Consider the following 22,182-nt stretch of genomic DNA (forward strand, 5'->3'; position numbering starts at 1 on the left):
TGTGCAAAATACATTTTTATTATTACTTATTCTATCCGTTTTGATTAATTCTGTCATTATTTTTCTGAAATTTTAAAAAATGATATTTAGTTGTGTTTTCTAAAATTTATAGAAATTGTAAATAGCGTTACGTCTTGTTACAATTATGATAATTATTATTTTAGGAGGACATCACATGCCAAAAATGAACGTTGAAAGTTTTAATTTAGATCATACCAAAGTAGTAGCACCATTTGTTCGACTTGCAGGTAAAATGGAAGGTGCTAATGGAGATGTTATCCATAAATATGACATTCGTTTTAAACAACCAAACAAAGAACATATGGAAATGCCTGGTTTGCACTCACTTGAACATTTAATGGCTGAAAATATTAGAAATCATTCAGATAAAGTTGTTGATATAAGTCCAATGGGTTGTCAAACTGGTTTTTACGTATCTTTTATCAATCATAGTGATTATGATGATGTGTTAAGTATAATTGAACAAACACTTCAAGATGTATTATCTGCTACAGAAGTTCCAGCATGTAATGAAGTACAATGTGGTTGGGCTGCTAGCCATTCATTAGAAGGTGCCAAAGAAATTGCACAAGCATTTTTAGATAAAAAGAATCAATGGCATGATATTTATGGCGAAGGCAAATAATATCTTATTACCGTTGTAAAATAAGATACAAAAATCAAATTCAAAATATAAGTAACTATTTTTGAATAAGCACTGACAATATTCTAATTTATTTAAAAAGATTGCTTGATTTGAATCGTTATCATCTAATGTCAAAATACACAAGAATCTGAGACATAAAACCTAGAAAAATAGCACGCAGATGATTTAATTAATACATCTGCGTGCTTCTTTATTATTCAATACTGCGGCGTATTATTGTTGGCTCGCTTGCTTAAGAGGACGACTTCAGCCTGTCGTCTTCAGATTGTTCCGTTCCCTCAAGCGTCTCGCCAAAATACACCGTATTTATATGTAATTTCAAATTAAAACACTTTAAAAACAAGTCCATATTTGAATCTTTATTTCTTTGTTTTAATGGCATTTAATATAAAAAAGTAGTAACTTAATGCGCTAATGATAATTAAAACAAAATTGAAAAATGGTATTTTTTATTATTTCCATTTTTAAACGTTTATGTTTATCAGAAATATATTTTTGTAAAGTTTGAACATGCAACTGCTCAAATTATAAGGTTACCTTGGCTGTCCGCATGTTTCGACACAGCTATAAAACTCTATTTTTAAAAGAAATGATGTTATCGTTTAAGTTTTGTTTTTCAAGTTTTCACCTTAACTATAATATATAAAACATAGAAAACGCCAATTTCTATATTAATTTAATAGAAATTGGCGTTTAGTCTATAACCAGAGCATTCTAACCATGGCGCTTTATAATGTATATCCAGTCACGCAACTATTGATTGTTCACTCTATAGTTTGTTCACGATTTTTATTAAGACAAATTGTAGTGGGATTCGACTGTATAACAAACTATTCGGTAGTTGTTTATCGCCTAGTGGCAATTTTTTTCTTGCCATATAAATATTTGCAGGCAATACTGCTAATAAAAACATATTAATCATTTTCTTGAGACATTGGCCAGGTCTATTAACTATTAAAAGCAAGCCAAAAATTATTTCGACTACACCCGAAATAATGACTGCCGATTTTCTAAATGGTAAATATTCAGGTACAATTTTTCTAAAACGTGACTCATGTTTAAAATGTAAGACACCAATAATCATGAAGCCACAGCCTAAAATCAAGCTTAATAACCGCTTCATTTATCGACACCCATTTCTTTTAAATAGCTTCGACCAAATTCTGGTAATGTAACGTCAAAATTATCCGCAATTGTAGCACCTATAGAACTAAACGTATCGTCCGTAGATAGTTCATGGTAATCTTTTATTTTAGGACTAAACATTAGGACTGGGATGTATTCTCTTGTATGATCTGTCCCCGGTGCCGTAGGATCATTGCCGTGGTCTGCAGTAATGATTACTAAGTCGTCATCTTTAAGATGTTTGATAAGTTCTGGTAAACGCTCATCAAAATCTTTCAATGCCTCAGCATATCCATTTTTATCACGTCGATGTCCATACAGAGCGTCAAAATCCACTAAATTCAAGAAACTTAACCCCTTAAATTCACGTTGTACAGTTTCTATGAGCTTATCCATGCCATCCATATTGCTTTTTGTTCGAATTGCTTCAGTAACACCTTCACCATCATAAATGTCATTGATTTTTCCTAATGCAATCACATCAAATTGATTCTCTTTCAACTCATTCATCACTGTTCGTCCAAATGGTTTTAACGCATAATCATGTCGATTAGAAGTTCTTGTAAAAGCACCTGGTTCACCTACATATGGTCGTGCAATGATTCGACCAATTAAATATTTTGGATCTTTAGTTAGTTCTCTTACTTTTTCACAAATATCATACAATTCTTCGAGTGGAATAATATCTTCATGTGCCGCAATTTGAAGTACTGGATCTGCTGATGTATAGACAATCAGGTCTCCAGTTTTCATCTGATGCTCTCCCCACTCATCAATAATTTGTGTACCAGAAGCTGGTCTATTTGCAACTACTTTTCGACCTGTCATCGTTTCAATTTCACTGATTAATTCTTGTGGAAATCCATTAGGATAAACTTTAAAAGGTTGCATAATATTTAAGCCCATAATTTCCCAATGGCCCGTCATCGTATCCTTACCTACAGAAGCTTCACTCATCTTAGTATAAAACGCTTCTGGTTTAGACACTTTTTCGACATTAGGTAATGCAGCGATATTACCTAGACCTAACCTTTGTAAATTAGGTAATGATTTATCAAAACCTTCAAGCGTATGCTTCAAAGTGTGACTACCTTCATCATTAAATGCTTTTGCATCAGGCCCTTCGCCTATACCCACTGAATCCATGACAATTAAATGTACCCTTTTAAATGGTATAGCCATCATTCCATCTCCTATTCAGTAATTATTTTATGAATCAACGTAGGAACTTCGCCGTGTGAACTTATCATAATGCTTTGATTTAATTTTTCCTTAACATCATCAATTTGCTCACGGTTACTATGAATCGTTAATAAAGCTTCGCCTTCATCAACTGAATCTCCTACTTTTTTGTGAAGGACAATGCCAACACTTAAATCAATATCATCTTCTTTAGTTTGTCTACCTGCCCCTAACATCATAGATGCAACACCGATTTCATTGGCAATAATTTCGGTTACTGTACCAGATTTTTGCGAAAGTAAATCAATTTGAAAACGCGCTTGTGGTAGTTTACTAACATCATCAACTACTGAGCCATCACCGTCTTGATTTTCTAAAAATGTACGGAAACTTTCCAATGCTGAACCATCTTCAATTGCTTTTTCTAATAATGCTTGGGCTTCCTCTAAATCTTTAGCTTTGCCGCCAACCACTACCATTTGCGAACCTAAAGTCATAACTAACTCAGTTAAATCTTTTGGACCTTGACCTTTCAGTGTTTCAATCGCCTCTTTAACTTCTAAGGCATTACCTATTGCATTACCTAATGGTTGACTCATGTCTGAAATAATCGCCATCGTGTTTCGGCCAACATTATTACCAATACTAACCATCGCATGTGCAAGTGCTTCAGCATCTTCGATTGTTTTCATAAAGGCACCATTGCCTGTTTTGACATCCAATACAATAGCATCAGCGCCAGCGGCAATTTTTTTACTCATAATAGAAGATGCAATCAGTGGTATTGAATTAACTGTTCCAGTCACATCACGCAACCCATAAAGTTTTTTGTCAGCCGGTGTTAAATTTCCAGTTTGACCAATCACAGCTACTTTCGCTTCATTTACAAGTTCAACAAATTTATCTTCACTAATTTCAACGTGGAATCCTTTGACTGATTCTAATTTATCAATTGTGCCGCCAGTATGACCTAATCCTCTACCACTCATCTTAGCCACAGGAACACCAACAGAAGCTACTAATGGAGCTAATACTAGTGTCGTTGTATCTCCAACACCACCTGTAGAATGTTTATCAACTTTTATCCCATTAATCGCTGATAAATCAATCACGTCACCAGAATTAACCATTGCCATTGTAAGTGCTGCTCTTTCTTGATCATTCATATCCTGGAAAAAAATTGCCATCGCTAAACTCGAAGCTTGATAATCTGGTATTTCACCACTGGTATAAGCATTAATAAAGAATTCTATTTCTTCATTTGTTAAAGCTTGACCATCACGTTTTTTTTCAATAATGTCTACCATTCTCATTTGAGTTGGCCTCCCCTGTTAGACACACTTATCTTCAGGTGTCTCAATTTATACTTAAATATAGCACTTAGTAATCTGAATTACTTTCTAATCCTTGGATGATCTGTACACCTGCACTGGCCCCTATTCGAGTCGCACCTGCTTCTAACATTTTATTGAAATCTTCTAAGTTTCTGACACCACCTGAAGCTTTAACTTCTAATTCATCTCCGACTGTATCTTTCATTAATTTAACATCCTCAGGCGTGGCACCACCACCAGCAAATCCAGTTGATGTTTTCACAAAGTCAGCACCTGCTGCTTTACTGAGCTCACAAGCTTTTACTTTTTCATCATCAGTTAAAAGGCAAGTTTCAATAATTACTTTTACCGTTTTACCATTAGCTGCTGCTACTACGCCTTCAATATCTTTTTGGACTTCATCATAACGTCCGTCTTTTAAGGCACCAATATTGATAACCATATCTACTTCTGATGCGCCATTTTTAATAGCATCTTCTACTTCAAACACTTTCACTTCAGTATTTGTAGCACCTAATGGAAAACCAATAACTGTACATACTAATACGTCAGTATCTTGTAATTTATCAGCTGCGTATTTAACATGTGTAGGGTTAATACACACTGACTTAAAATGGTATTCTGTTGCCTCATCAAGAATTTTATCTACTTGTGTTCTAGTAGACTCCGGTTTTAGTAAAGTGTGATCTATATATTTTGCATAATTCATTCTAATTCCTCCTAATATATTAACTGTATGAAATTATTCTAATTCTTGAAAGTCATTACTATTCTAAAAAATTAATAACATCACAACAAGTGCTTTACCTCTATATTACAAAAATTCGCAAAAATAATAAACAAATGTTATCTTTATTTTGATAAAAGAATTTAAAGGAGAAGAAGTCTATGACAAAATCTACACCACATATTCAACCTAACGGAGTTAAAATTGCTAAAACTGTTTTAATGCCTGGCGACCCCTTGAGAGCTAAATATATCGCTGATAACTATTTAGAAGATGTAAAACAATTTAATGAAGTTAGAAACATGTTTGGTTATACAGGCACTTATAAAGGAAAAGAAGTTTCTGTGATGGGTTCTGGAATGGGTATTCCAAGTATTGGTATTTATTCATACGAACTATATAATTTTTTCAATGTCGACACAATTATTCGAATTGGATCATGTGGCGCTTTACAAGAAAACGTTAACCTATATGACATCATTATTGCTCAAGGTGCTTCTACAAATTCGAGCTATGTAGAGCAATATAATATTCCAGGTCACTATGCGCCCTTAGCTGATTTTGACTTAATGTTAAAAGCAAAACAAAAAGCGGATGAAATTGGTGCTACTACGCATGTTGGTAATATTCTTTCTTCAGACACATTTTATAATGCCGATCCAACATTTAACGAAAAATGGCAACGTATGGGCATCTTAGGCATTGAAATGGAATCTGCTGCATTATACTTAAATGCAACTTTTGCTAATAAAAAGGCATTAGGCGTCTTCACTGTAAGTGATCATATTCTACGTGATGAAGCTACTACTGCAGAAGAACGTCAAAACTCATTTACTCAAATGATGGAAATAGCATTAGAAATTGCTGAATAAAATTTTATAACGTTCATACATGAAGTAAGTTCTTATTTCTATCTCTATTACAAAAAAGACAGGAATCAAATGAAAAATTTGATTCCTGTCTTTTACTGTTTTAAATATAAATACTGTTTGTCTATCTATAAACTATTATTTTCCTAAATAAGATTTTAACATCCAATTGTGTTTATCAATATTGGTTTGCATACCAATAAACATATCTTCAGTTACATCATCTTCGGCATTAGAAGCAACTTCAATTGCTTCTTCTAATTGTTTTGAAATATTTTCAAAATCTGTTGATAATGCTTCAACGATTTGTTCTGCTGTATAACCTTTACCTGCTTCATCTATAATTGATAACTCTAAACTTTCTTTTAATGTACCTACTGGATTACCGTCTACTGCTAAAATACGCTCTGCTAAATCATCTATATATTGACTTGCTTCATCATATAATTCTTCAAATTTTGTGTGTAGTGAGAAGAAATTTGGTCCTTTTACATACCAATGAAAATTGTGTAATTTGGTGAATGCAACTGTCCAGTTTGCTACTTGTTGGTTTAATACTTTTACAACTTCTTCATTATTTTTTGACATATCAAAAATCTCTCCTTTAAATTTTTGTCGTAACTAAGCGACAATCAATTTCCTATTACAATAATTATTATATTATAATAATTACAATCTGTAAAGTGTTTATCGGTATTAAATTATAATTATTATAATTTAGAACGCAGCTTAATCACTCACTTATATTATACCCTGAATTAAGTCATTTAATCTAGTTCTTTTCTGTATGGCATTGCACCTTGAGCACCTAATCCTGTAACTGAAAAACTAGCAGCTAAATTGGCAAAATTAACTGCTTCCTCTAATGACTTATTTTCAATTAGAGCAACTGCTAGCGCACCATTAAACGTATCTCCAGCCCCTGTAGTATCAACTACTTCTTTTTTATATCCCTTAACAAGTTGTTGAGAATCACTGTAAAACAATGCACCCGCAGCCCCTTTAGTTACGATTAATTTTTCAGGATACATCATAAGAGCTTTATCAACTTCATTTTCAAATAATAGTTCACTTTCTGATTCATTTGGCGTCAACCAATTAACTTTCTCAATTATTTCTTTATCTAATGGTCGAAATGGTGCAGGATTTAACATTACCCTCATTTCATGTTTTTGTGCATATTCCACTACTTTTTTAATAGTCTCTTCAGGTATTTCATGTTGCATTACAATAATATCGCCAGCAGCAAAAAATTCTAGTTTTGGAATTACTTTATCTGGCGTTACATAATTATTTGCTGCCGGCACTACAACAATTCGATTATCATCTTCAAACAAGGTTATATGTGCAGTTCCTGACGCTTCATTTTCAATAATATCCATATACTTTGTATTTACATTGTTTTTTTTAAGATTTGAAAGTATTTGCTGTCCATTATCATCATCGCCTACAGCCCCGATCATATAAACATGGTCGCTTAAGTGTGCAGCCGCAACAGCTTGGTTAGCACCTTTACCTCCAGGATTTGTGAAAAATGATTCCCCCATTACTGTTTCACCTACATTAGGTAAAATATCTGTTTTTACCACTAAATCGATTGATGCGCTACCAATCACAACTATGTTTCCCATATTCTTTTCCTCCATCTATGCATTCAGTCAATAAAAAATGATTGCTCATAATCATTAGGTTTGTGCCAATGTGTTTTCCACATTCTGTTTCTATTATCTGCAAAAAGTTGATAACCAAAATCTCTTAACCATTTAGGGGTCATATATAATAATAAGCCAATCCATTTATAATTTGTTAAAGATGAAATCAATGATGCTATTGCATCTGATTTATACTTAAATTGGTCTCCTTCTTGCAAAATAACACTATCGTATTGTTTTGTTTCTGGATAATTTTTAAACATATTTTGAGCTGTAGAACCTTGAAGTTTTGCAAATTGGTAACGTCTAGACAACCCATTTTGAATAAGCCAAATTGCGTAATTGTAACAGTATACGCAGTTACCATCGTAATAAATTATTGGCATGTCTTCATCTCCTTTTATGATTTGTAACCATAAAATATAAATTATTTATTCACAGTTCTATTATATCCTAAAATGATAAAAATAAATCATTATATGAAATATATTATTAGGTATCCTCAAGTATTTATTTTACATACAAAATCGGACAGAAATCTCATTTTATTTAAAATATTTCGTCACCTCACCACAGTAATGATGACTAGAATAGAAAAAGTATTAAACTTTACCTGAATTGAGCTTTAGTCTTCTACAGATAATATAAAAACGCCCAGGACGAAACAATGATGTCCCAGACGCTTATTCACTATTTTTAAACTGTGATTTTAATCTTGATTTACCTTAACAATTCTTGCATATTTTAAAAACTGTTCAGTATATTTTTGTTTTATATCATTTATGCTATCATACGTAATGCCAACGATATGCCAATTAGGATTAAAATGATAAAATGAATCTTTTTTTCTGGACCATTTAACCATACTTCCATCTCTATTATATCTTGGTAATGTCATTTCATAGCCTTCTAAAACATTAATATAAGTTTGAAAAATGTCTGGATCTATACGATTAAAATTATCTATAACCAGATAACTTTTATCATTTCTTGGCATAAGATTAGTAATGAAACCCTCTCTATAATACAAAGCACCCGCCTCATTTGGTAAATATTTACCATATAACATATCCTCTGTAAAATCTGGATGCCCTGCCGTAATTACTGGATTAGCATTTGTCTTTTGTAGCAAGTTTTCTGCAGCTTTTAGACCTTCGCCTTTATCAACTACTAACAGAATAAATGGTTTTACATCCTCATCTGCTTTATCAATAACATCTTGACTTTTAACTGCTTCAAACTGAGATTTCATTCCATCGTTTTCACTCATTTCAAGTATTGCATCAAATTGTGTACGTGACATACTCGCAATCGCTTGTTTTGCATTTTCTTGTAAATAATATAAGTTTTTTAATTTTGGGTGTTTATTTAATGTACTTAATGTTACGGGCTCGATTTCTTTTTCAAAATAAACCTCTATCGCTGTACTATTTGTACGACCAGGGATTGGAGACTTTTCATGTAAATGTTGACTTACTTCACCAACACCAATCACTGATTGTTCTCTATGTTTATTATAAAAAACGAGTTGGTCTCCAATTTCAAGTTGTCTATAAAAATGGTATCCATTTCGTTTAATACCATTATATGTGTGTGTAAACAACGTATTATAAGAATTGGGTTCGAATTCTTGCTCCTCTGATATAAAGAAATATCTAGGTATTTTCGTTTCTCCTTTACCCAAACTCACGATTAAGTCAAATTCGTCTTTTGTAATTTGATTAAATAGTGTTTCTTTCATATTAGTAATACGAAATTCTAATTGTTCACTTCTTTTTAAGTAATCAGCAGTTAATGGTTTCAATTGTTCTAACAACTGAAAATGAACACGAATTTTATTCTGTGCGCCTGTTTGAACGCTAGTAATTTCACCAAATCCTAGTAAACCAGTATCCATCTGTACTTGATAAAATACAACTTTATCTCCTACTTTAGCTTGTTTAAAAGATCGGAAACCTTGTGACGGATTAAATTGAGCACCTGATTCAAATAATGTTGTTTGACCCACTAATGGTTCGTTATGATTCCAGCGATTATATCCGCAATTTAACCAAAAATAATTTGTTTCCTCTGCCATTTAGATACTCCTTATCTCATATAAAAAATTCTATCTTCTCATTATATTTAAAAATTAATCCGCAAACAACGATTACAATAAATTAATCAATTTCATTGATATCAAACTTGTTATTATTACTACAATCCAAGTCACTAGCCCTAATAAAATCGGCTTTGCACCAGCTTGTTTAAATTGTCTGAAATCTACATTTAATCCTATACCTGCCATTGCCATCGTTATTAAGAATAGTGATATTTGTTGAAATATATGAATAACAGTTGGTGAAAAATTAAAAATTGTACTAATGAATGAGGCTATAATAAACCAAACTATAAACCATGGAAAGATTTGTTTGATCGATGTGCCTGTTTGTTTAGATTTTTCTTTACGAATCGTTCTATATGTAAAAAATAATACTACTGGAATAATCATTAACGTCCGTGTTAATTTTACAATTGCACCAGTTTCTAATGCTTTATTTCCGTAATTAGAAGTCGCAGCAATAACACTAGATGTATCATTTATTGCCGTACCCCCAAAATATCCAAAAGCCGTTTGCCCCATGTTCATTAAATGACCGAGTGGTGGGAATATAAAAACTGCTATTAAGTTGAATAAAAATATAGTTGAAATAGCAAATGCTACTTCGTTTTCTTTAGCCTTGATAACTGGGCTTGTGGCAGCAATCGCAGATCCACCACAGATAGATGTCCCAACCCCAATCAGGATGCTAAGATTTTCATTTATTTTAAATATTTTCATCAAAATAAACACGATTATAAATGCAGCTAATAAAGTTATAATTATAATTGGTAGAGATTTCCAACCAATTGAACCTATAGATTGAAAGCTCAACGTAAAACCGAGAACAATAATACTATAATGCAATACTTTTTTACTACTAAATTGGATACCGACACGATATTTTTTGGGAATTTCAATAAAGTTATTTAAAAGAATACCTATAACAATGGCAAAGATTGCACTTCCTATTACTGGAAATTTGCTTCCCATAATGGTTGCAATAAGCGCAATAATAAATGTCATCAATAAACCTCGAGATTTCGACATTTAGCCCACCTCCAATTTAAATTCTATTTTACCATAAATATTTTATCGCTAAAGAAAATTTTATAATCTTTTAATTATAAAACTGATTCATTTTAATTATTAATATCCATTTCGTCCAAACTGAATTTGACTTAATTAATAAAGCTAATGATTATTACTTATAAAAAAAGTATCTTTAACTTCAAAAGTAAAGACACTAAATTTATTGATTATTGAACCATCGTCAATGCACCCATAATTGGCATTAAATTAATGAGTACACCACCAAGTTTTAATAATCCACTTATTTCTTTGTTAGGTATCGTAATTAATGTAGCAATTATACCAATTGCACCAATGATTACGGGTAAGAAAAATGAAGGGAAAATAGGTATTTTTAAAAATATCCCTGCGCCAGCTAATAAGCCGCAAATTAACGATACATATAAATACTTATACATTTTAAAACACTCCGTTTTTATTCTCTATAAATAACTTATAATTAATTCATAATTCCCTTCAAAAATTGTATCTAAATCGTCTGAAGTTAGTATGAAATTTTGACCTTGTGTTACATCATAAATGTCTCCATCAACTATGACTTGTCCATTGCCTTTTAATACAGAAACTAAAACAAATTCTCTCGGTTTCATATAATTTAATGTGCCAGATATTTCCCACTTAACCATTGTAAAAAAGTCATTTGAAACTAGTTGAATTCGTTTGTGATTTTCAATAATTTCAGTATCCGTAGCTATATTAATATTTTCTTGAGTAACTTCGATGACATCCTTTGCTTTTGCTTGATTCAATCCTCTGCTATGATGTGCTTTTTCCTCTCGACCAAAATCGTATACGCGATAAGTGACATCAGAAGATTGCATTGTTTCATAGACAAGTACACCAGCACCTATAGAATGAACCGTTCCTGCTGGTATGAAATAAAATTCACCCGGCTTAACCTTAACTTTATTAAATAAATTTGCATACTCAGTTTCATTGATTTGATTCACTGCAATATCTTTCGAATCTGCATTCACACCATAAATGATTTCTGCGTCTTCTTCTGCATCTATGATATACCAACATTCTGACTTACCATATTGTCCATTCTCATTTTCATAAGCGTATGCGTCATCAGGATGCACATGGATTGATAATGCTTCTTTTGCATCTACAATTTTTGTCATTAATGGAAACTCTTGGCTCGGGAAATCACCAAACAATTCTCGATGATTTTCCCATACCATATCTAGTGTCTGCCCCTTGTATGGCCCATTCAACACTTCACATTTTCCATTTGGGTGTGCTGAAATCCCCCATGCTTCTCCAATATTTTCAGCCGGCAAATCATAACCGAGTGATTTCAACTTTGTGCCACCCCAAATTTTCTCATGTAATACTGGTTTTAAAAATAATGGCATTCACCACACCTCCAAACTTAGTTAATATATTGTTTAATCTGATATTTCCAATTTAGAAAAATATAAATTTATACTATTAATATTACATTTTAAAATTAATTTGACAGAACTATTGAAATTGTATCACATATCTTAACGCATTATAAACTGTCACTTCAACGTTTACTCATATTTAAATCAATAATTATTATATCAATACGTTTCATAGACGTATAGTTAAATTAATGTGATTCAATTACATTCAGTTGAATTTGACAATAAAATTATTCAATTGTCATAAATTTTTTAAATAAAGACTTGCCTTGTCAATATTTTTCACATTATAATGATACTAGAGTCTTTAAAAGACTCAGATTCTTTTACATATAAGGTAATGAATTATGATGATTTTGATCAGATGATTACTGTTCAAAATTTAAAATTTGCAATAAAAGCCCAAACTGCTATAGTTTGGGCTTTTTATTCATTGAAATTTAATTATACTCGCCTTAGACTTTATGAATTTGGAAAGCATTAAAATAAATTTGAAGATAATCGCCATGATGCTTTCTCAAATCTATTTTTCTTTGAAGTTGGCTAATATTGTTTCTTTGACTTCTAATAAATGTGACTCCATTGCTTTAACTGCTTCTACATCATCTTTGTTAGCAATCGCATTATAAATGACTACATGCTCCTCTAGCAATTTATTCATTGTTTTTTGTTTACTATAAATAAATATCTTTCTTGTTTCTTTCATAGAATCTTGCATGAGTTCAGATATATTATTTAGTAATTCAACTAATAAAGAATTATTGCCAGCTTTAGCAATTAATAAATGGAATTCTAAATCAGCTCTTTCTCCTGACGTGCCATCTGTTATCGCTTCCCCCATTCGATTCAAAGCATTTTTCAAATCAATTAAGTTTGCTTCTGTACGATGACAAGCAGCCATTTTAACGGTGGCGCTTTCAACAATTTCTCTTAACTCTAACAATTCTTTTATCTGAACTACTGAATTAAATTTATCTCCTAATTCAAAAAAAGTTGGTTCAATTTGTTTTACAAATGTCCCATATCCTTGTTTTATTTCTAATACGCCTATCGTTCTTAATGCATTCAAAGCTTCTCTTACCGAAGCCACACTCACACCAAATTCTTTACTGAGCTTTTGTATCGATGGTATTTTATCTCCGACTTGATAATTTCCAGATTTGATGCTTTCCAATAAAGTATCTGCGACTTGTTCATAAATTTTAGTGTTTGAAATCTTCATAGTTACCTCCAAACGATATCTATTATTGTATCAAATTTTCTTCATAAAATTTATTAAAATAATAGATATTTCAGTTAAAAATGGACCAAATTACTATAAGTTGTAAATTAGCCCATCTTTGTAACTATTAATTATTTATTTTTAAAGTTATCTAAAGCTTGTGGTATCTCCACATCTCCACTAATAATTTGGAATTCAGTATTTAAATAATCATCAGTTGTTACAACTTCATTGATAACTGAAGCGACATCTTCTCTTGGAATTGAGCCTCTACCTTCAAAAAAGGCTCCTACTTCAATCTTGTTTGTGCCATCATCATTTAATAAAACACCAGGATGTACAATCGTATATGATACTGATGCTTGTTTTAAATATTCATCAGCATAATGTTTAGCAATTGTATAAGGCTTCAAGTCTCCACTAGCATCAAATGCCTCTCTTCTAGAATCATATGTTGACACCATAACAAATTGCTTAACATGATTTGCCTCACTTGCTTTAATAGCTTTAATAGCACCATCTAAGTCTACAATAATTGTTTTATCAGCGCCCGTACTACCACCTGAACCAACAGAAAATACTACACGATCAAAACCTTTGAATTTTTCAGTTAAAGCTTGAATATCGTCTGTTTCTACATCAATTAATGTTGCTTTGATATTTTTTTCTTTTAACTGTTCAACTTGGGATTCTTTTCTAACTCCAGCGGTAAAGTCTATATCTTTTTCTTTCAATTGTTCTACTAAATGTTGACCAACGCCACCATTAGCGCCAATAACTAAAATACTCATATTGGTACCTCCTTAATTAAGTTAATACTAAAAGTCTACCACTTTTATAAGAATTTGAAACAATTATGCACTTTTTGTTGACATATTAGTACGAAAGCATTAATATATGAATATATACTAATATATTAATATATAGAGGTGAATTTTGTGGATGCATCAATAAATACTGAAACATTAAATCATGTAACCGATATTTTCAAAGCATTAAGCGAAACAAATCGCATACGCATCATGCACTTATTATCTCAAAGTTCTAGCAGTGTAGGACATATTGCGCACACTTTAAATATGGGCCAATCTAATGTGTCACATCAGTTACGTATACTCAAACAAGCCCACCTAGTCAAATCTACCCGAGAAGGCCAGTCAATGATATATTCAATTGACGATACACATGTAACTGATTTACTAAAACAAGCAATACATCACGCAAATCACAAACTATAAAACTATAATGAAAGGTGTGGACCTATATGACTCAACAACACGAACACAATCACACACACAATCATACACATGGACATGTACATACCAATAATAAAAAAATCTTGCTCATTAGCTTTTTAATTATTGGTATATTTATGATTGTTGAAATCATCGGAGGTTTTTTAGCACATAGTTTAGCACTATTATCTGATGGTTTACACATGTTCAGTGATTCAATTTCATTAGGTGTGGCTTTATTAGCTTTTATTTATTCTGAAAAACACGCTACTAAATCTAAGACTTTTGGCTACAAACGCTTCGAAATATTAGCAGCATTATTTAATGGCGTAACGTTATTTGTTATCGGTATTTTTATAATTATAGAAGCAATCGACCGGTTCTTTAATCCAATAGCTGTAAAATCTACAGAAATGTTTATTATCAGTGTAATTGGACTCATCGTTAATATCGTTGTTGCTTCCTTTATGTTTAAAGGTGGAGATACAGATCATAATATAAACATGCGTGGTGCATTTCTCCATGTAATTGGTGACTTATTAGGTTCTGTCGGAGCCATTACAGCAGCCATTCTTATTTGGGCATTTAATTGGACGTTTGCGGATCCTATTGCGAGTATTATCGTTTCTCTACTTATTATTAAAAGTAGTTGGGGGATAACAAAATCATCCATCAATATATTGATGGAAGGTACGCCAAGTGATGTCAATATGAGTGAAATCATAAGTGCTATTACAAGTGAAGCGCAAATTATAAATGTACATGATTGTCATATTTGGACTATTTCTAACGAAATAAATGCTTTAAGTTGTCATGCAGTTGTACCAAATGATATGACAATTGAAGAAGGTGAACAACTTTTAAACTTACTCGAACATCGTCTAACACATTTAAACATTCAACATATGACAATACAGTTTGAAACAGAATATCATAATCATGACAACAATACTTTATGTTCAGCAATTTATACAGAAAAATAACATGAATAAAAAGTGACTAGATTTTAAAGCTTAAAATAAGCAATATCAATCTAGTCACTTTTATTATTTAAATTTCTTTTAAAATATATAGCAAATCCAAAACATTTTATGCCTATAAAAATTTATCAAATATCAGCTCTTTAGCTGGCACTTGTTTTTCTTTAAAACCTCTTATAAATTCTTCATTATCATAAGGAACTTTAACCCTTTCAAATGAAAATTCATTTTCATCGATAGTAACAATACCATATACAGCATATGCGCCATTATTCAATCCAACAGATCCAGGATTAAAATAAACTTTAGATTTATCATCAAACAAATGAACCGTATGATTATGACCAAAAACAATTAAATCTGCTTCTTTATCCTCGAATAGTGATTTAATATTTTCTTCTGTAGGTTCCACAATGGGACTAAACGGCTGCCCATCAATTGGCGTGTTCAATTTATCATTTGAGATTTCATAATGAATGAACATGATTTTTTTATGATTTATAGTTTTTTCAATAACACGAGGTAACGCATTTAATTTATCATAATAATCTTCGTCTAAGTGACTTTCAATCCATTGGTGGTGTTCATAAAATTTATCTTTTAAGTCTTCAGGATAAGGCGTATCGTTAACAATTGACATCACCGCTTCATCATGATTACCTGCAATAATTTCCATATCATCTCTTTCAAATATTTCGTCAAGTACTTTGTTTGTTTCATGGCCTACACCAATATTATCGCCTAGGTTATATATTTTATTTATATCTTTTCTTCTATCAATATCATCCAATACTGTATCCAACGCATCAAAATTGCCATGTACATCAGTAAGAATTGCAAATTTCATGATGATATCTCCTTTCAACATTTTCTCATTTGGTCATTTTAACATTTTATAGCCATTTTGTTACCTATTAATTTTAAAATCTCTAATTTTTTGATAGCATATGCTTATCACTAAAAAGGAGTGCTTAAAATTTGTTTAAATTTCATAAACTAGCATTACAAAATGCTAAACCGCAAAATGCTAAAATTTTACTATTCACAATTGTAAGTTTTATCATATTATTTGCTTTGACTGTTCTAACTTTTATACCAGTTCAACCAGCAATATATAAGTTTTTAATGTCAATGGCAATGCAACAACCTATTGGTAGTGCCTTAATTACATTAATACTAGCAATATTAATTCCATTAGTGGTTTTCATATTTGTAGGCTATCAACTTATTGCTGGAACTATATACACTATAGACAATGCAATTAATAAAGACAAGGTTAAATTCAAAGATTTATTTTCAATATTTAAAAAAGGTAAATATGCTAAATCGTTAAAATTATCTTTAATTACTTTATTAAGTATTATTATTATATTATTACTTAATATTCTAATAAGTAAGCTATTACAATTAGGCATTGTACAATTATTCAATGCATTACAAGGACCGTTAAGCAGTTCTGATCATGCACTTGGATGGTCATTAACATTCCAAATCATTGCCGCTACTTTACAAGTATTTATATTGTCATTTGTTTATTGGTTCTTTACAATCCTAATCATCAATTATACATTAGCTTTTGTTAAGGAACCTAGTAGAGGCGCATGGTCATCTGTGAAACGTGGCTTTAAAGCTATTAAAAACGGCAATAAAACTTGGTTTAAATTCTATATAGGTATATTATTGCTAAATTTACTTGTTATCATTTTAGCAAACCCAGTAAGTCAATTAGTTTCTATTAGTACTGGTAGTATTTCACAAACATTAGCAACGACTATTATCTATATTGTGTCAGTAATCGTTATTATAATTAGATTAATCGTTTATTACACAAACTTATTAGCAATTATTCAATACTACAATAAAAATGGCGAGAAAATAGATAAATCAGAAGTTAAAAAATCAAAAGCTTCTACACAATCTAATCAAACATCTAAAGTAAGCAATAGTGTTAATCATACAACTGAGAAAGCTACGGATAAAGTTAATCAAACTTCTGATCAGTTTAAAGATAATGCTGAAGAAAAGGCTTCAGATATCAAAGATCAAATTGATAACAAAGAAAAATAAATATCAATAGGAAACAGTTAAGACCATCGTTCTACCTTCAAAAAGGACTAATCCACGTTCAAAAGGATTAGTCCTTTTGAATTTATACTTGTCTTTTTTTACGATACTACTTAACTTTTTATATTATACTTGCACACTCTCAATCGATTCTTATGCTAAAGCATGTGAACAGTCAATTATCCATATCAAAAAAAGACACTTTATCTCATTTAATAATCATTATTAAACGAGAAAAGTGTCTTATTTAATCAATTTATCTATACGTATATTTTATAATAAATGTTTTTTCAAATATAATGCCGCACCGTTTTCTTCATTTGTGAATGAAGTGACATCATCAGCTAAAGCTTGAATTTCTGGCCGAGCGTTCTTCATCGCTACAGTATAATTACCAAACGCAAACATCGCTCTGTCGTTATCACTATCACCAATGACTAATGTTTCTTCTTGTTTAATGCCAAAGTAGTCTATCATTTCTTTAATTCCAGTGCCTTTGTCAATACCAAAAGCCATTGTTTCCGCGTTAAAGCGCGATGAATTTGATACACTGATTTGAAGTGCTGTTTGGTCATCGATTAACTGATTTCGAAATTGAGTAATCTTATCATAATCTGGTGAGAATAAATAAATTTTTGAAAATGATGTATCAGGGATAATTGGTTCCCAACTCACTTTTTCAACAATAGATTCTCTACGGGATGTCCACTCACTATAGCCTACGTTTTCAGGTGGTGTTGATTGTTTAAACATAGCTTCTGCCCACGTTTGATCTTCATTAAGAATGATACGATTGCCGTCGAAAGGAAACACTTCATAATAAATTGCTTGTGCTTTTGCTCTTTTCACAATTTCATTTACCGTATCAAATGTTAAACTATGTTTAAAAATAGTTTCATTGTGAATGACACCGTTCGTACCATTAGAACTAATAATACCATCCACTTTAAAGTCTTTAGGTACAAGGTAATGAATCTCATCATGTGCTCTTCCAGTAGCTAAAAACACTTTATAACCATGATTTCTTAAAGTCTGTATTATTTCTGTCGTTTCGTTATCTACACGATTATTTTTATGTAAAATTGTACCATCCATATCCAAAAATATTGCTTTAACATTTTCCATTTAATATAAATCCTCCATCATATGTTATCGTCTTAAATTATGGCACTTTGTCTATGTTTCTGCAATGTCTTCATCTTCTAAAAACAATGTATAGCGCCCATGGTTATATGTTATGCTGACATTCCGCTTAAAGAAGTGACTTAATGTTGTATTATTTAGAATTTCGGATAATTGACCTTGTTTGAAAGATTGTCCATTTTTCAATAAAAAACCATAATCAATGTCCTGGGTGATTTCTTCTACAAAATGCGTGACATAAATTACTGCTAATTGAGGATTTTGCTTGTACAATTGTGTCAGTGCACTTAATAAATCTTCTCTTGCAATAAAATCTAGCCCTGAAGCTGGTTCATCCAAAATTAAAAGTTTAGGGCTCCCCATCAAAGCTCTTGCTATCAACACTTTTTGACGCTCTCCAGTAGAAAGATAACCATAATATTGATTTTCAAATTGAGTCATTCCCATTTGCTTTAAATATTGTTTTGCCAAATCTATGTGTTGTTGTTGTACATCCTGAAACACACCGATTGACTTAAATATCCCACTCATTACTACATCTAAAACAATTTCACCATCTTGAAAACGATCCATTAAACTACTAGATACAAATCCAATTTGCTGGCGTACATTTTCAGCAGAATATCCTTTGTTTCCAGGCTTCATACCAAATAAAGTCATTTCACCTGACGTATTTGGCTCATAGGCATTTAAAATATTCAATAGTGTCGTCTTACCTGCCCCATTCAAACCATATAACATCCATTTTTCTCCCTCTTTAATCTGCCAACTCACACCTTGAACAATTTCTTTTCCATCTTTTCTTCTTGCTATATTGTTCAAATCAATCAGCATATATATCCCCCTTTGTTAAATTGCCATTTATTTTTGATTCTGTCTAAATATATTTTCCAATGTCTTACCTTTAGCTAATTCATCAACCATCTTGTCTAAATACCTAATCTCTTTCATTACTGATTCTTCCATATTTTCAACACGTATCCCACAAATAACACCTGTCACTTTAGTTCTATGTGGATTTAATTGTGGTGCTTGTTGAATAAATGTTTCATAATCAGTACCATCTTCTACCATTTCATCCAACTGAGATTGACTATAGTCGGTCATCCACTTAATGATCGTGTCCACTTCATTTTTCGTTCTACCTTTTTTTTCGGCCTTTTTCACTAAATGAGGATAAACATTTCCAAAAGCCATAGTATAAATTTTAGGTTTTGTCATTATTGTACACTACCTTTCTTAAATTTCTATATGTAATCGTTCTTCTTAGCATATTAAATTTTCTAAACTTTTGAAAACATTTCACTTTCAATAAGTTAAAAATAAAAGCTGAGACAATTTAATGTCCCAGCTCAAACTTATTTATAAATTTATTCAACTGTAACAGACTTAGCTAAGTTACGTGGTTTATCCACATCTAAATCTCTGTGCAGTGCAGCATAATATGAAATTAACTGCATTGCCACAACAGCAACTAATGGTGTTAACAACTCATGGACATGAGGAATAACGTATGTGTCGCCCTCTTTATTTAATCCATCCATAGAAATTATACAAGGGTTTGCTCCACGTGCAGCAACTTCTTTCACATTGCCGCGAATAGAAAGGTTTACATTTTCTTGTGTAGCTAAAGCAATCACTGGAGTACCCTCTTCAATAAGAGCAATCGTACCGTGTTTAAGTTCACCACCTGCAAAACCTTCTGCTTGAATATAAGAAATTTCTTTAAGCTTCAATGCGCCTTCTAAACTAACATTATAGTCGATTGTACGACCAATAAAGAATGCATTTCTAGTTGTTTCTAAGAAATCTGTAGCAATTTGTTTCATTACATCTGCATCATCCACAATTGTTTCAATAGCAGTAGTCACTTTCGCGAGTTCTCGTAATAACTCAACGTCGGCTTCTTTACCGTGTTCTTTCGCTACAATTTGTGACAAAATTGAAAGTACTGCAATTTGTGCAGTGTAGGCTTTTGTAGATGCAACGGCTATTTCAGGACCGGCATGTAATAATAAAGTATGATCTGCTTCACGAGATAATGTTGAACCAGGAACGTTTGTAATTGTTAATGATTTGTGCCCTAGTTTCTTAGTTTCTACTAATACAGCACGACTATCCGCTGTTTCACCTGATTGTGAAATGTAAATAAATAATGGTTTTTCAGAAAGTAATGGCATATTATATACAAATTCTGAAGCAACATGTACTTCTGTAGGCACGCCTGCCCATTTTTCTAAGTATTCTTTACCAACTAATCCTGCATGATAACTTGTACCTGCTGCGATGATGTAAATTCTGTCTGCATCTGCTACATCTTTTATAATATCCGCATCCATTTTCAAATTACCTTCAGCATCTTGATATTCCTGGATAATACGACGCATTACTGCAGGTTGTTCATGGATTTCTTTCAACATGTAATGATCATAAACACCTTTTTCTGCATCAGCAGCATCAATTTGTGCAGTATAAGCTTCTCTGTCTTGTACCGTACCTTCTTGGTCTTTAATAACTACATCATCACGTTTAACAATAACAATTTCATGATCATGAATTTCTTTGTATTGGTTTGTTACTTGTAACATTGCAAGTGCATCTGAAGCAATAACATTAAAATCATCGCCTACACCAATTAATAACGGCGATTTATTTTTTGCAACATACATAGTGTCACGGTCATGACTATCAATTAATCCTAATGCGTAAGAACCTTCTAATAACGATACAACTTTCGTAAACGCTGCTTCTGTAGAAAGTCCAGTATTTGAGAAGTATTCAACTAATTGAACAATAACTTCTGTATCAGTTTCAGATAGAAATTTTACATCTGATAAATATTCATTTTTTAACTCTTCATAGTTTTCAATTACACCATTATGCACTAAAGTGAAACGTTTAGTTGCAGATTGATGTGGGTGTGAATTTTCATAATTTGGCACACCATGTGTTGCCCAACGTGTGTGACCAATACCTACATTGCCATCAACGTCTTTACTATCTGCAACTTTTCTTAACTCTGCAATACGTCCTTTTGATTTAAATACATTTGTGCCATCATCGTTAACAACAGCAACACCAGCAGAGTCATATCCTCTATATTCTAATTTTTCTAATCCTTTTAGTAACAATTCTTTGGCATTATCATGCCCGATATATCCAACTATTCCACACATATACATACTCCTCCAATTTAATGGTGAAGGGTATTGAACGTTCGGCGTATAGGAACCTGTTCAATATATAAGACCAATTCAAATAAATTTCTTAACATTCGTTTTTATAAGAAATTTTAAAAATAGGCACAGAAATCCCATTCACCTTTACTTTTAATTTTTATTTAATTTGGCTATCTTATTAACTTTGTGCACTAGGTCACCCTAATGTTTTCCTTAATAAGTTTACGAATGAGCCAC

23 protein-coding genes are annotated in these 22,182 nt (G+C 31.8%); 5 read left to right on the top strand and 18 right to left on the bottom strand.

Going from position 1 to position 22,182, the window contains the following annotated elements; all coding sequences use genetic code 11:
• Positions 1 to 175 precede the first annotated feature (175 nt).
• A complete protein-coding gene (locus MUA21_RS08960) occupies positions 176 to 646 on the top strand; it encodes an S-ribosylhomocysteine lyase (RefSeq protein ID WP_046207737.1) in 471 nt (156 codons plus the stop codon).
• 790 nt (positions 647 to 1,436) lie between these two features.
• Here MUA21_RS08960 and MUA21_RS08965 read toward each other — a convergent pair.
• From MUA21_RS08965 to deoC, 4 genes are all read right to left on the bottom strand, one after another.
• Entirely contained in the window at positions 1,437 to 1,790 is a 354-nt protein-coding gene (locus tag MUA21_RS08965) for a DoxX family protein (protein ID WP_073346129.1), read from the bottom strand.
• The gene (deoB, locus tag MUA21_RS08970) at positions 1,787 to 2,974 is read right to left on the bottom strand and encodes a phosphopentomutase (RefSeq protein WP_262561102.1); all 1,188 of its coding nucleotides are present in this window, start codon (positions 2,972 to 2,974) and stop codon (positions 1,787 to 1,789) included. The genes MUA21_RS08965 and deoB overlap by 4 nt, the downstream gene beginning before the upstream one ends.
• Positions 2,975 to 2,985: 11 nt before the next feature.
• Positions 2,986 to 4,287 (bottom strand): pyrimidine-nucleoside phosphorylase, encoded by a 1,302-nt coding sequence (locus MUA21_RS08975; protein ID WP_262561103.1) that lies wholly within the window; start codon positions 4,285 to 4,287, stop codon positions 2,986 to 2,988.
• A 67-nt stretch (positions 4,288 to 4,354) separates the two neighbouring features.
• On the bottom strand, positions 4,355 to 5,017 hold the full coding sequence (gene deoC, locus MUA21_RS08980) for a deoxyribose-phosphate aldolase (protein ID WP_262561104.1): 663 nt from the start codon (positions 5,015 to 5,017) through the stop codon (positions 4,355 to 4,357).
• Positions 5,018 to 5,196: 179 nt separating this feature from the next.
• Here deoC and deoD point away from each other — a divergent pair, with 179 nt between their 5' ends.
• Positions 5,197 to 5,907 carry a purine-nucleoside phosphorylase gene (gene deoD, locus MUA21_RS08985; RefSeq protein WP_046207732.1) on the top strand — a complete coding sequence of 237 codons (711 nt, stop codon included), beginning with the start codon at positions 5,197 to 5,199 and terminating at the stop codon, positions 5,905 to 5,907.
• A gap of 135 nt (positions 5,908 to 6,042) precedes the next feature.
• Here the strand turns inward: deoD and MUA21_RS08990 are convergent, their stop codons facing one another.
• From MUA21_RS08990 to MUA21_RS09030, 9 genes are all read right to left on the bottom strand, one after another.
• Positions 6,043 to 6,492, bottom strand: a complete 450-nt coding sequence (locus MUA21_RS08990) for a Dps family protein (protein WP_262561106.1) — start codon at positions 6,490 to 6,492, stop codon at positions 6,043 to 6,045.
• Positions 6,493 to 6,671: 179 nt separating this feature from the next.
• Positions 6,672 to 7,535, bottom strand: a complete 864-nt coding sequence (gene rbsK, locus MUA21_RS08995; protein ID WP_046207730.1) for a ribokinase — start codon at positions 7,533 to 7,535, stop codon at positions 6,672 to 6,674.
• 23 nt (positions 7,536 to 7,558) lie between these two features.
• Complete coding sequence (locus MUA21_RS09000) at positions 7,559 to 7,942, bottom strand: thiol-disulfide oxidoreductase DCC family protein (RefSeq protein ID WP_262561107.1); 384 nt, start codon at positions 7,940 to 7,942, stop codon at positions 7,559 to 7,561.
• 323 nt (positions 7,943 to 8,265) lie between these two features.
• A complete protein-coding gene (locus tag MUA21_RS09005) occupies positions 8,266 to 9,633 on the bottom strand; it encodes an EVE domain-containing protein (protein WP_046207728.1) in 1,368 nt (455 codons plus the stop codon).
• A gap of 72 nt (positions 9,634 to 9,705) precedes the next feature.
• Positions 9,706 to 10,686: a YeiH family protein gene (locus MUA21_RS09010; protein ID WP_107526003.1), complete on the bottom strand. Its 981-nt coding sequence runs from the start codon at positions 10,684 to 10,686 to the stop codon at positions 9,706 to 9,708.
• 209 nt (positions 10,687 to 10,895) lie between these two features.
• Entirely contained in the window at positions 10,896 to 11,126 is a 231-nt protein-coding gene (locus MUA21_RS09015; RefSeq protein ID WP_046207726.1) for a hypothetical protein, read from the bottom strand.
• Between the two features lie 24 nt (positions 11,127 to 11,150).
• The gene (locus MUA21_RS09020; protein WP_262561108.1) at positions 11,151 to 12,089 is read right to left on the bottom strand and encodes a type I phosphomannose isomerase catalytic subunit; all 939 of its coding nucleotides are present in this window, start codon (positions 12,087 to 12,089) and stop codon (positions 11,151 to 11,153) included.
• Between the two features lie 556 nt (positions 12,090 to 12,645).
• Positions 12,646 to 13,344: a FadR/GntR family transcriptional regulator gene (locus tag MUA21_RS09025; RefSeq protein WP_046207724.1), complete on the bottom strand. Its 699-nt coding sequence runs from the start codon at positions 13,342 to 13,344 to the stop codon at positions 12,646 to 12,648.
• Between the two features lie 131 nt (positions 13,345 to 13,475).
• Positions 13,476 to 14,135: an SDR family oxidoreductase gene (locus tag MUA21_RS09030; protein WP_064209828.1), complete on the bottom strand. Its 660-nt coding sequence runs from the start codon at positions 14,133 to 14,135 to the stop codon at positions 13,476 to 13,478.
• Positions 14,136 to 14,282: 147 nt separating this feature from the next.
• Between MUA21_RS09030 and MUA21_RS09035 the strand changes: the two genes are divergently transcribed.
• The gene (locus tag MUA21_RS09035; RefSeq protein WP_080937829.1) at positions 14,283 to 14,582 is read left to right on the top strand and encodes an ArsR/SmtB family transcription factor; all 300 of its coding nucleotides are present in this window, start codon (positions 14,283 to 14,285) and stop codon (positions 14,580 to 14,582) included.
• A gap of 26 nt (positions 14,583 to 14,608) precedes the next feature.
• Complete coding sequence (gene czrB / locus MUA21_RS09040) at positions 14,609 to 15,562, top strand: CDF family zinc efflux transporter CzrB (RefSeq protein ID WP_107526005.1); 954 nt, start codon at positions 14,609 to 14,611, stop codon at positions 15,560 to 15,562.
• A 112-nt stretch (positions 15,563 to 15,674) separates the two neighbouring features.
• Here czrB and MUA21_RS09045 read toward each other — a convergent pair whose 3' ends face one another.
• Positions 15,675 to 16,406, bottom strand: a complete 732-nt coding sequence (locus MUA21_RS09045; protein WP_262561109.1) for a metallophosphoesterase family protein — start codon at positions 16,404 to 16,406, stop codon at positions 15,675 to 15,677.
• Between the two features lie 131 nt (positions 16,407 to 16,537).
• Here MUA21_RS09045 and MUA21_RS09050 point away from each other — a divergent pair, with 131 nt between their 5' ends.
• Entirely contained in the window at positions 16,538 to 17,626 is a 1,089-nt protein-coding gene (locus MUA21_RS09050) for a hypothetical protein (protein WP_107526006.1), read from the top strand.
• 270 nt (positions 17,627 to 17,896) lie between these two features.
• Here MUA21_RS09050 and MUA21_RS09055 read toward each other — a convergent pair whose 3' ends face one another.
• The 4 genes from MUA21_RS09055 to glmS form a co-directional block, all read right to left on the bottom strand.
• Positions 17,897 to 18,748 carry an HAD family hydrolase gene (locus MUA21_RS09055; protein WP_075100257.1) on the bottom strand — a complete coding sequence of 284 codons (852 nt, stop codon included), beginning with the start codon at positions 18,746 to 18,748 and terminating at the stop codon, positions 17,897 to 17,899.
• A 51-nt stretch (positions 18,749 to 18,799) separates the two neighbouring features.
• Positions 18,800 to 19,600 carry an ABC transporter ATP-binding protein gene (locus tag MUA21_RS09060; protein ID WP_046207717.1) on the bottom strand — a complete coding sequence of 267 codons (801 nt, stop codon included), beginning with the start codon at positions 19,598 to 19,600 and terminating at the stop codon, positions 18,800 to 18,802.
• A 27-nt stretch (positions 19,601 to 19,627) separates the two neighbouring features.
• Positions 19,628 to 19,987: a DUF2200 domain-containing protein gene (locus MUA21_RS09065; RefSeq protein ID WP_070657408.1), complete on the bottom strand. Its 360-nt coding sequence runs from the start codon at positions 19,985 to 19,987 to the stop codon at positions 19,628 to 19,630.
• 149 nt (positions 19,988 to 20,136) lie between these two features.
• Positions 20,137 to 21,942 carry a glutamine--fructose-6-phosphate transaminase (isomerizing) gene (gene glmS, locus MUA21_RS09070; protein ID WP_046207715.1) on the bottom strand — a complete coding sequence of 602 codons (1,806 nt, stop codon included), beginning with the start codon at positions 21,940 to 21,942 and terminating at the stop codon, positions 20,137 to 20,139.
• Between the last annotated feature and the right edge of the window lie 240 nt (positions 21,943 to 22,182).

Source organism: Staphylococcus ureilyticus (genome assembly GCF_025558845.1).
Lineage (GTDB): Bacteria > Bacillota > Bacilli > Staphylococcales > Staphylococcaceae > Staphylococcus > Staphylococcus ureilyticus.

What these genes read in the sequence shown, in the direction of transcription:
- deoD (WP_046207732.1), top strand. Translation starts at nt 5,197, where the DNA reads ATGACAAAATCTACACCACATATTCAACCTAACGGAGTTAAAATTGCT.
- MUA21_RS09005 (WP_046207728.1), bottom strand. Translation starts at nt 9,633, where the DNA reads ATGGCAGAGGAAACAAATTATTTTTGGTTAAATTGCGGATATAATCGC.
- MUA21_RS09060 (WP_046207717.1), bottom strand. Translation starts at nt 19,600, where the DNA reads ATGCTGATTGATTTGAACAATATAGCAAGAAGAAAAGATGGAAAAGAA.
- MUA21_RS09000 (WP_262561107.1), bottom strand. Translation starts at nt 7,942, where the DNA reads ATGCCAATAATTTATTACGATGGTAACTGCGTATACTGTTACAATTAC.
- rbsK (WP_046207730.1), bottom strand. Translation starts at nt 7,535, where the DNA reads ATGGGAAACATAGTTGTGATTGGTAGCGCATCAATCGATTTAGTGGTA.
- MUA21_RS09020 (WP_262561108.1), bottom strand. Translation starts at nt 12,089, where the DNA reads ATGCCATTATTTTTAAAACCAGTATTACATGAGAAAATTTGGGGTGGC.
- MUA21_RS09045 (WP_262561109.1), bottom strand. Translation starts at nt 16,406, where the DNA reads ATGAAATTTGCAATTCTTACTGATGTACATGGCAATTTTGATGCGTTG.
- deoB (WP_262561102.1), bottom strand. Translation starts at nt 2,974, where the DNA reads ATGGCTATACCATTTAAAAGGGTACATTTAATTGTCATGGATTCAGTG.
- MUA21_RS09065 (WP_070657408.1), bottom strand. Translation starts at nt 19,987, where the DNA reads ATGACAAAACCTAAAATTTATACTATGGCTTTTGGAAATGTTTATCCT.
- MUA21_RS09025 (WP_046207724.1), bottom strand. Translation starts at nt 13,344, where the DNA reads ATGAAGATTTCAAACACTAAAATTTATGAACAAGTCGCAGATACTTTA.
- MUA21_RS09010 (WP_107526003.1), bottom strand. Translation starts at nt 10,686, where the DNA reads ATGTCGAAATCTCGAGGTTTATTGATGACATTTATTATTGCGCTTATT.
- deoC (WP_262561104.1), bottom strand. Translation starts at nt 5,017, where the DNA reads ATGAATTATGCAAAATATATAGATCACACTTTACTAAAACCGGAGTCT.
- MUA21_RS09030 (WP_064209828.1), bottom strand. Translation starts at nt 14,135, where the DNA reads ATGAGTATTTTAGTTATTGGCGCTAATGGTGGCGTTGGTCAACATTTA.
- czrB (WP_107526005.1), top strand. Translation starts at nt 14,609, where the DNA reads ATGACTCAACAACACGAACACAATCACACACACAATCATACACATGGA.
- MUA21_RS09055 (WP_075100257.1), bottom strand. Translation starts at nt 18,748, where the DNA reads ATGGAAAATGTTAAAGCAATATTTTTGGATATGGATGGTACAATTTTA.
- MUA21_RS08990 (WP_262561106.1), bottom strand. Translation starts at nt 6,492, where the DNA reads ATGTCAAAAAATAATGAAGAAGTTGTAAAAGTATTAAACCAACAAGTA.
- MUA21_RS08965 (WP_073346129.1), bottom strand. Translation starts at nt 1,790, where the DNA reads ATGAAGCGGTTATTAAGCTTGATTTTAGGCTGTGGCTTCATGATTATT.
- MUA21_RS08960 (WP_046207737.1), top strand. Translation starts at nt 176, where the DNA reads ATGCCAAAAATGAACGTTGAAAGTTTTAATTTAGATCATACCAAAGTA.
- MUA21_RS08975 (WP_262561103.1), bottom strand. Translation starts at nt 4,287, where the DNA reads ATGAGAATGGTAGACATTATTGAAAAAAAACGTGATGGTCAAGCTTTA.
- glmS (WP_046207715.1), bottom strand. Translation starts at nt 21,942, where the DNA reads ATGTGTGGAATAGTTGGATATATCGGGCATGATAATGCCAAAGAATTG.
- MUA21_RS09015 (WP_046207726.1), bottom strand. Translation starts at nt 11,126, where the DNA reads ATGTATAAGTATTTATATGTATCGTTAATTTGCGGCTTATTAGCTGGC.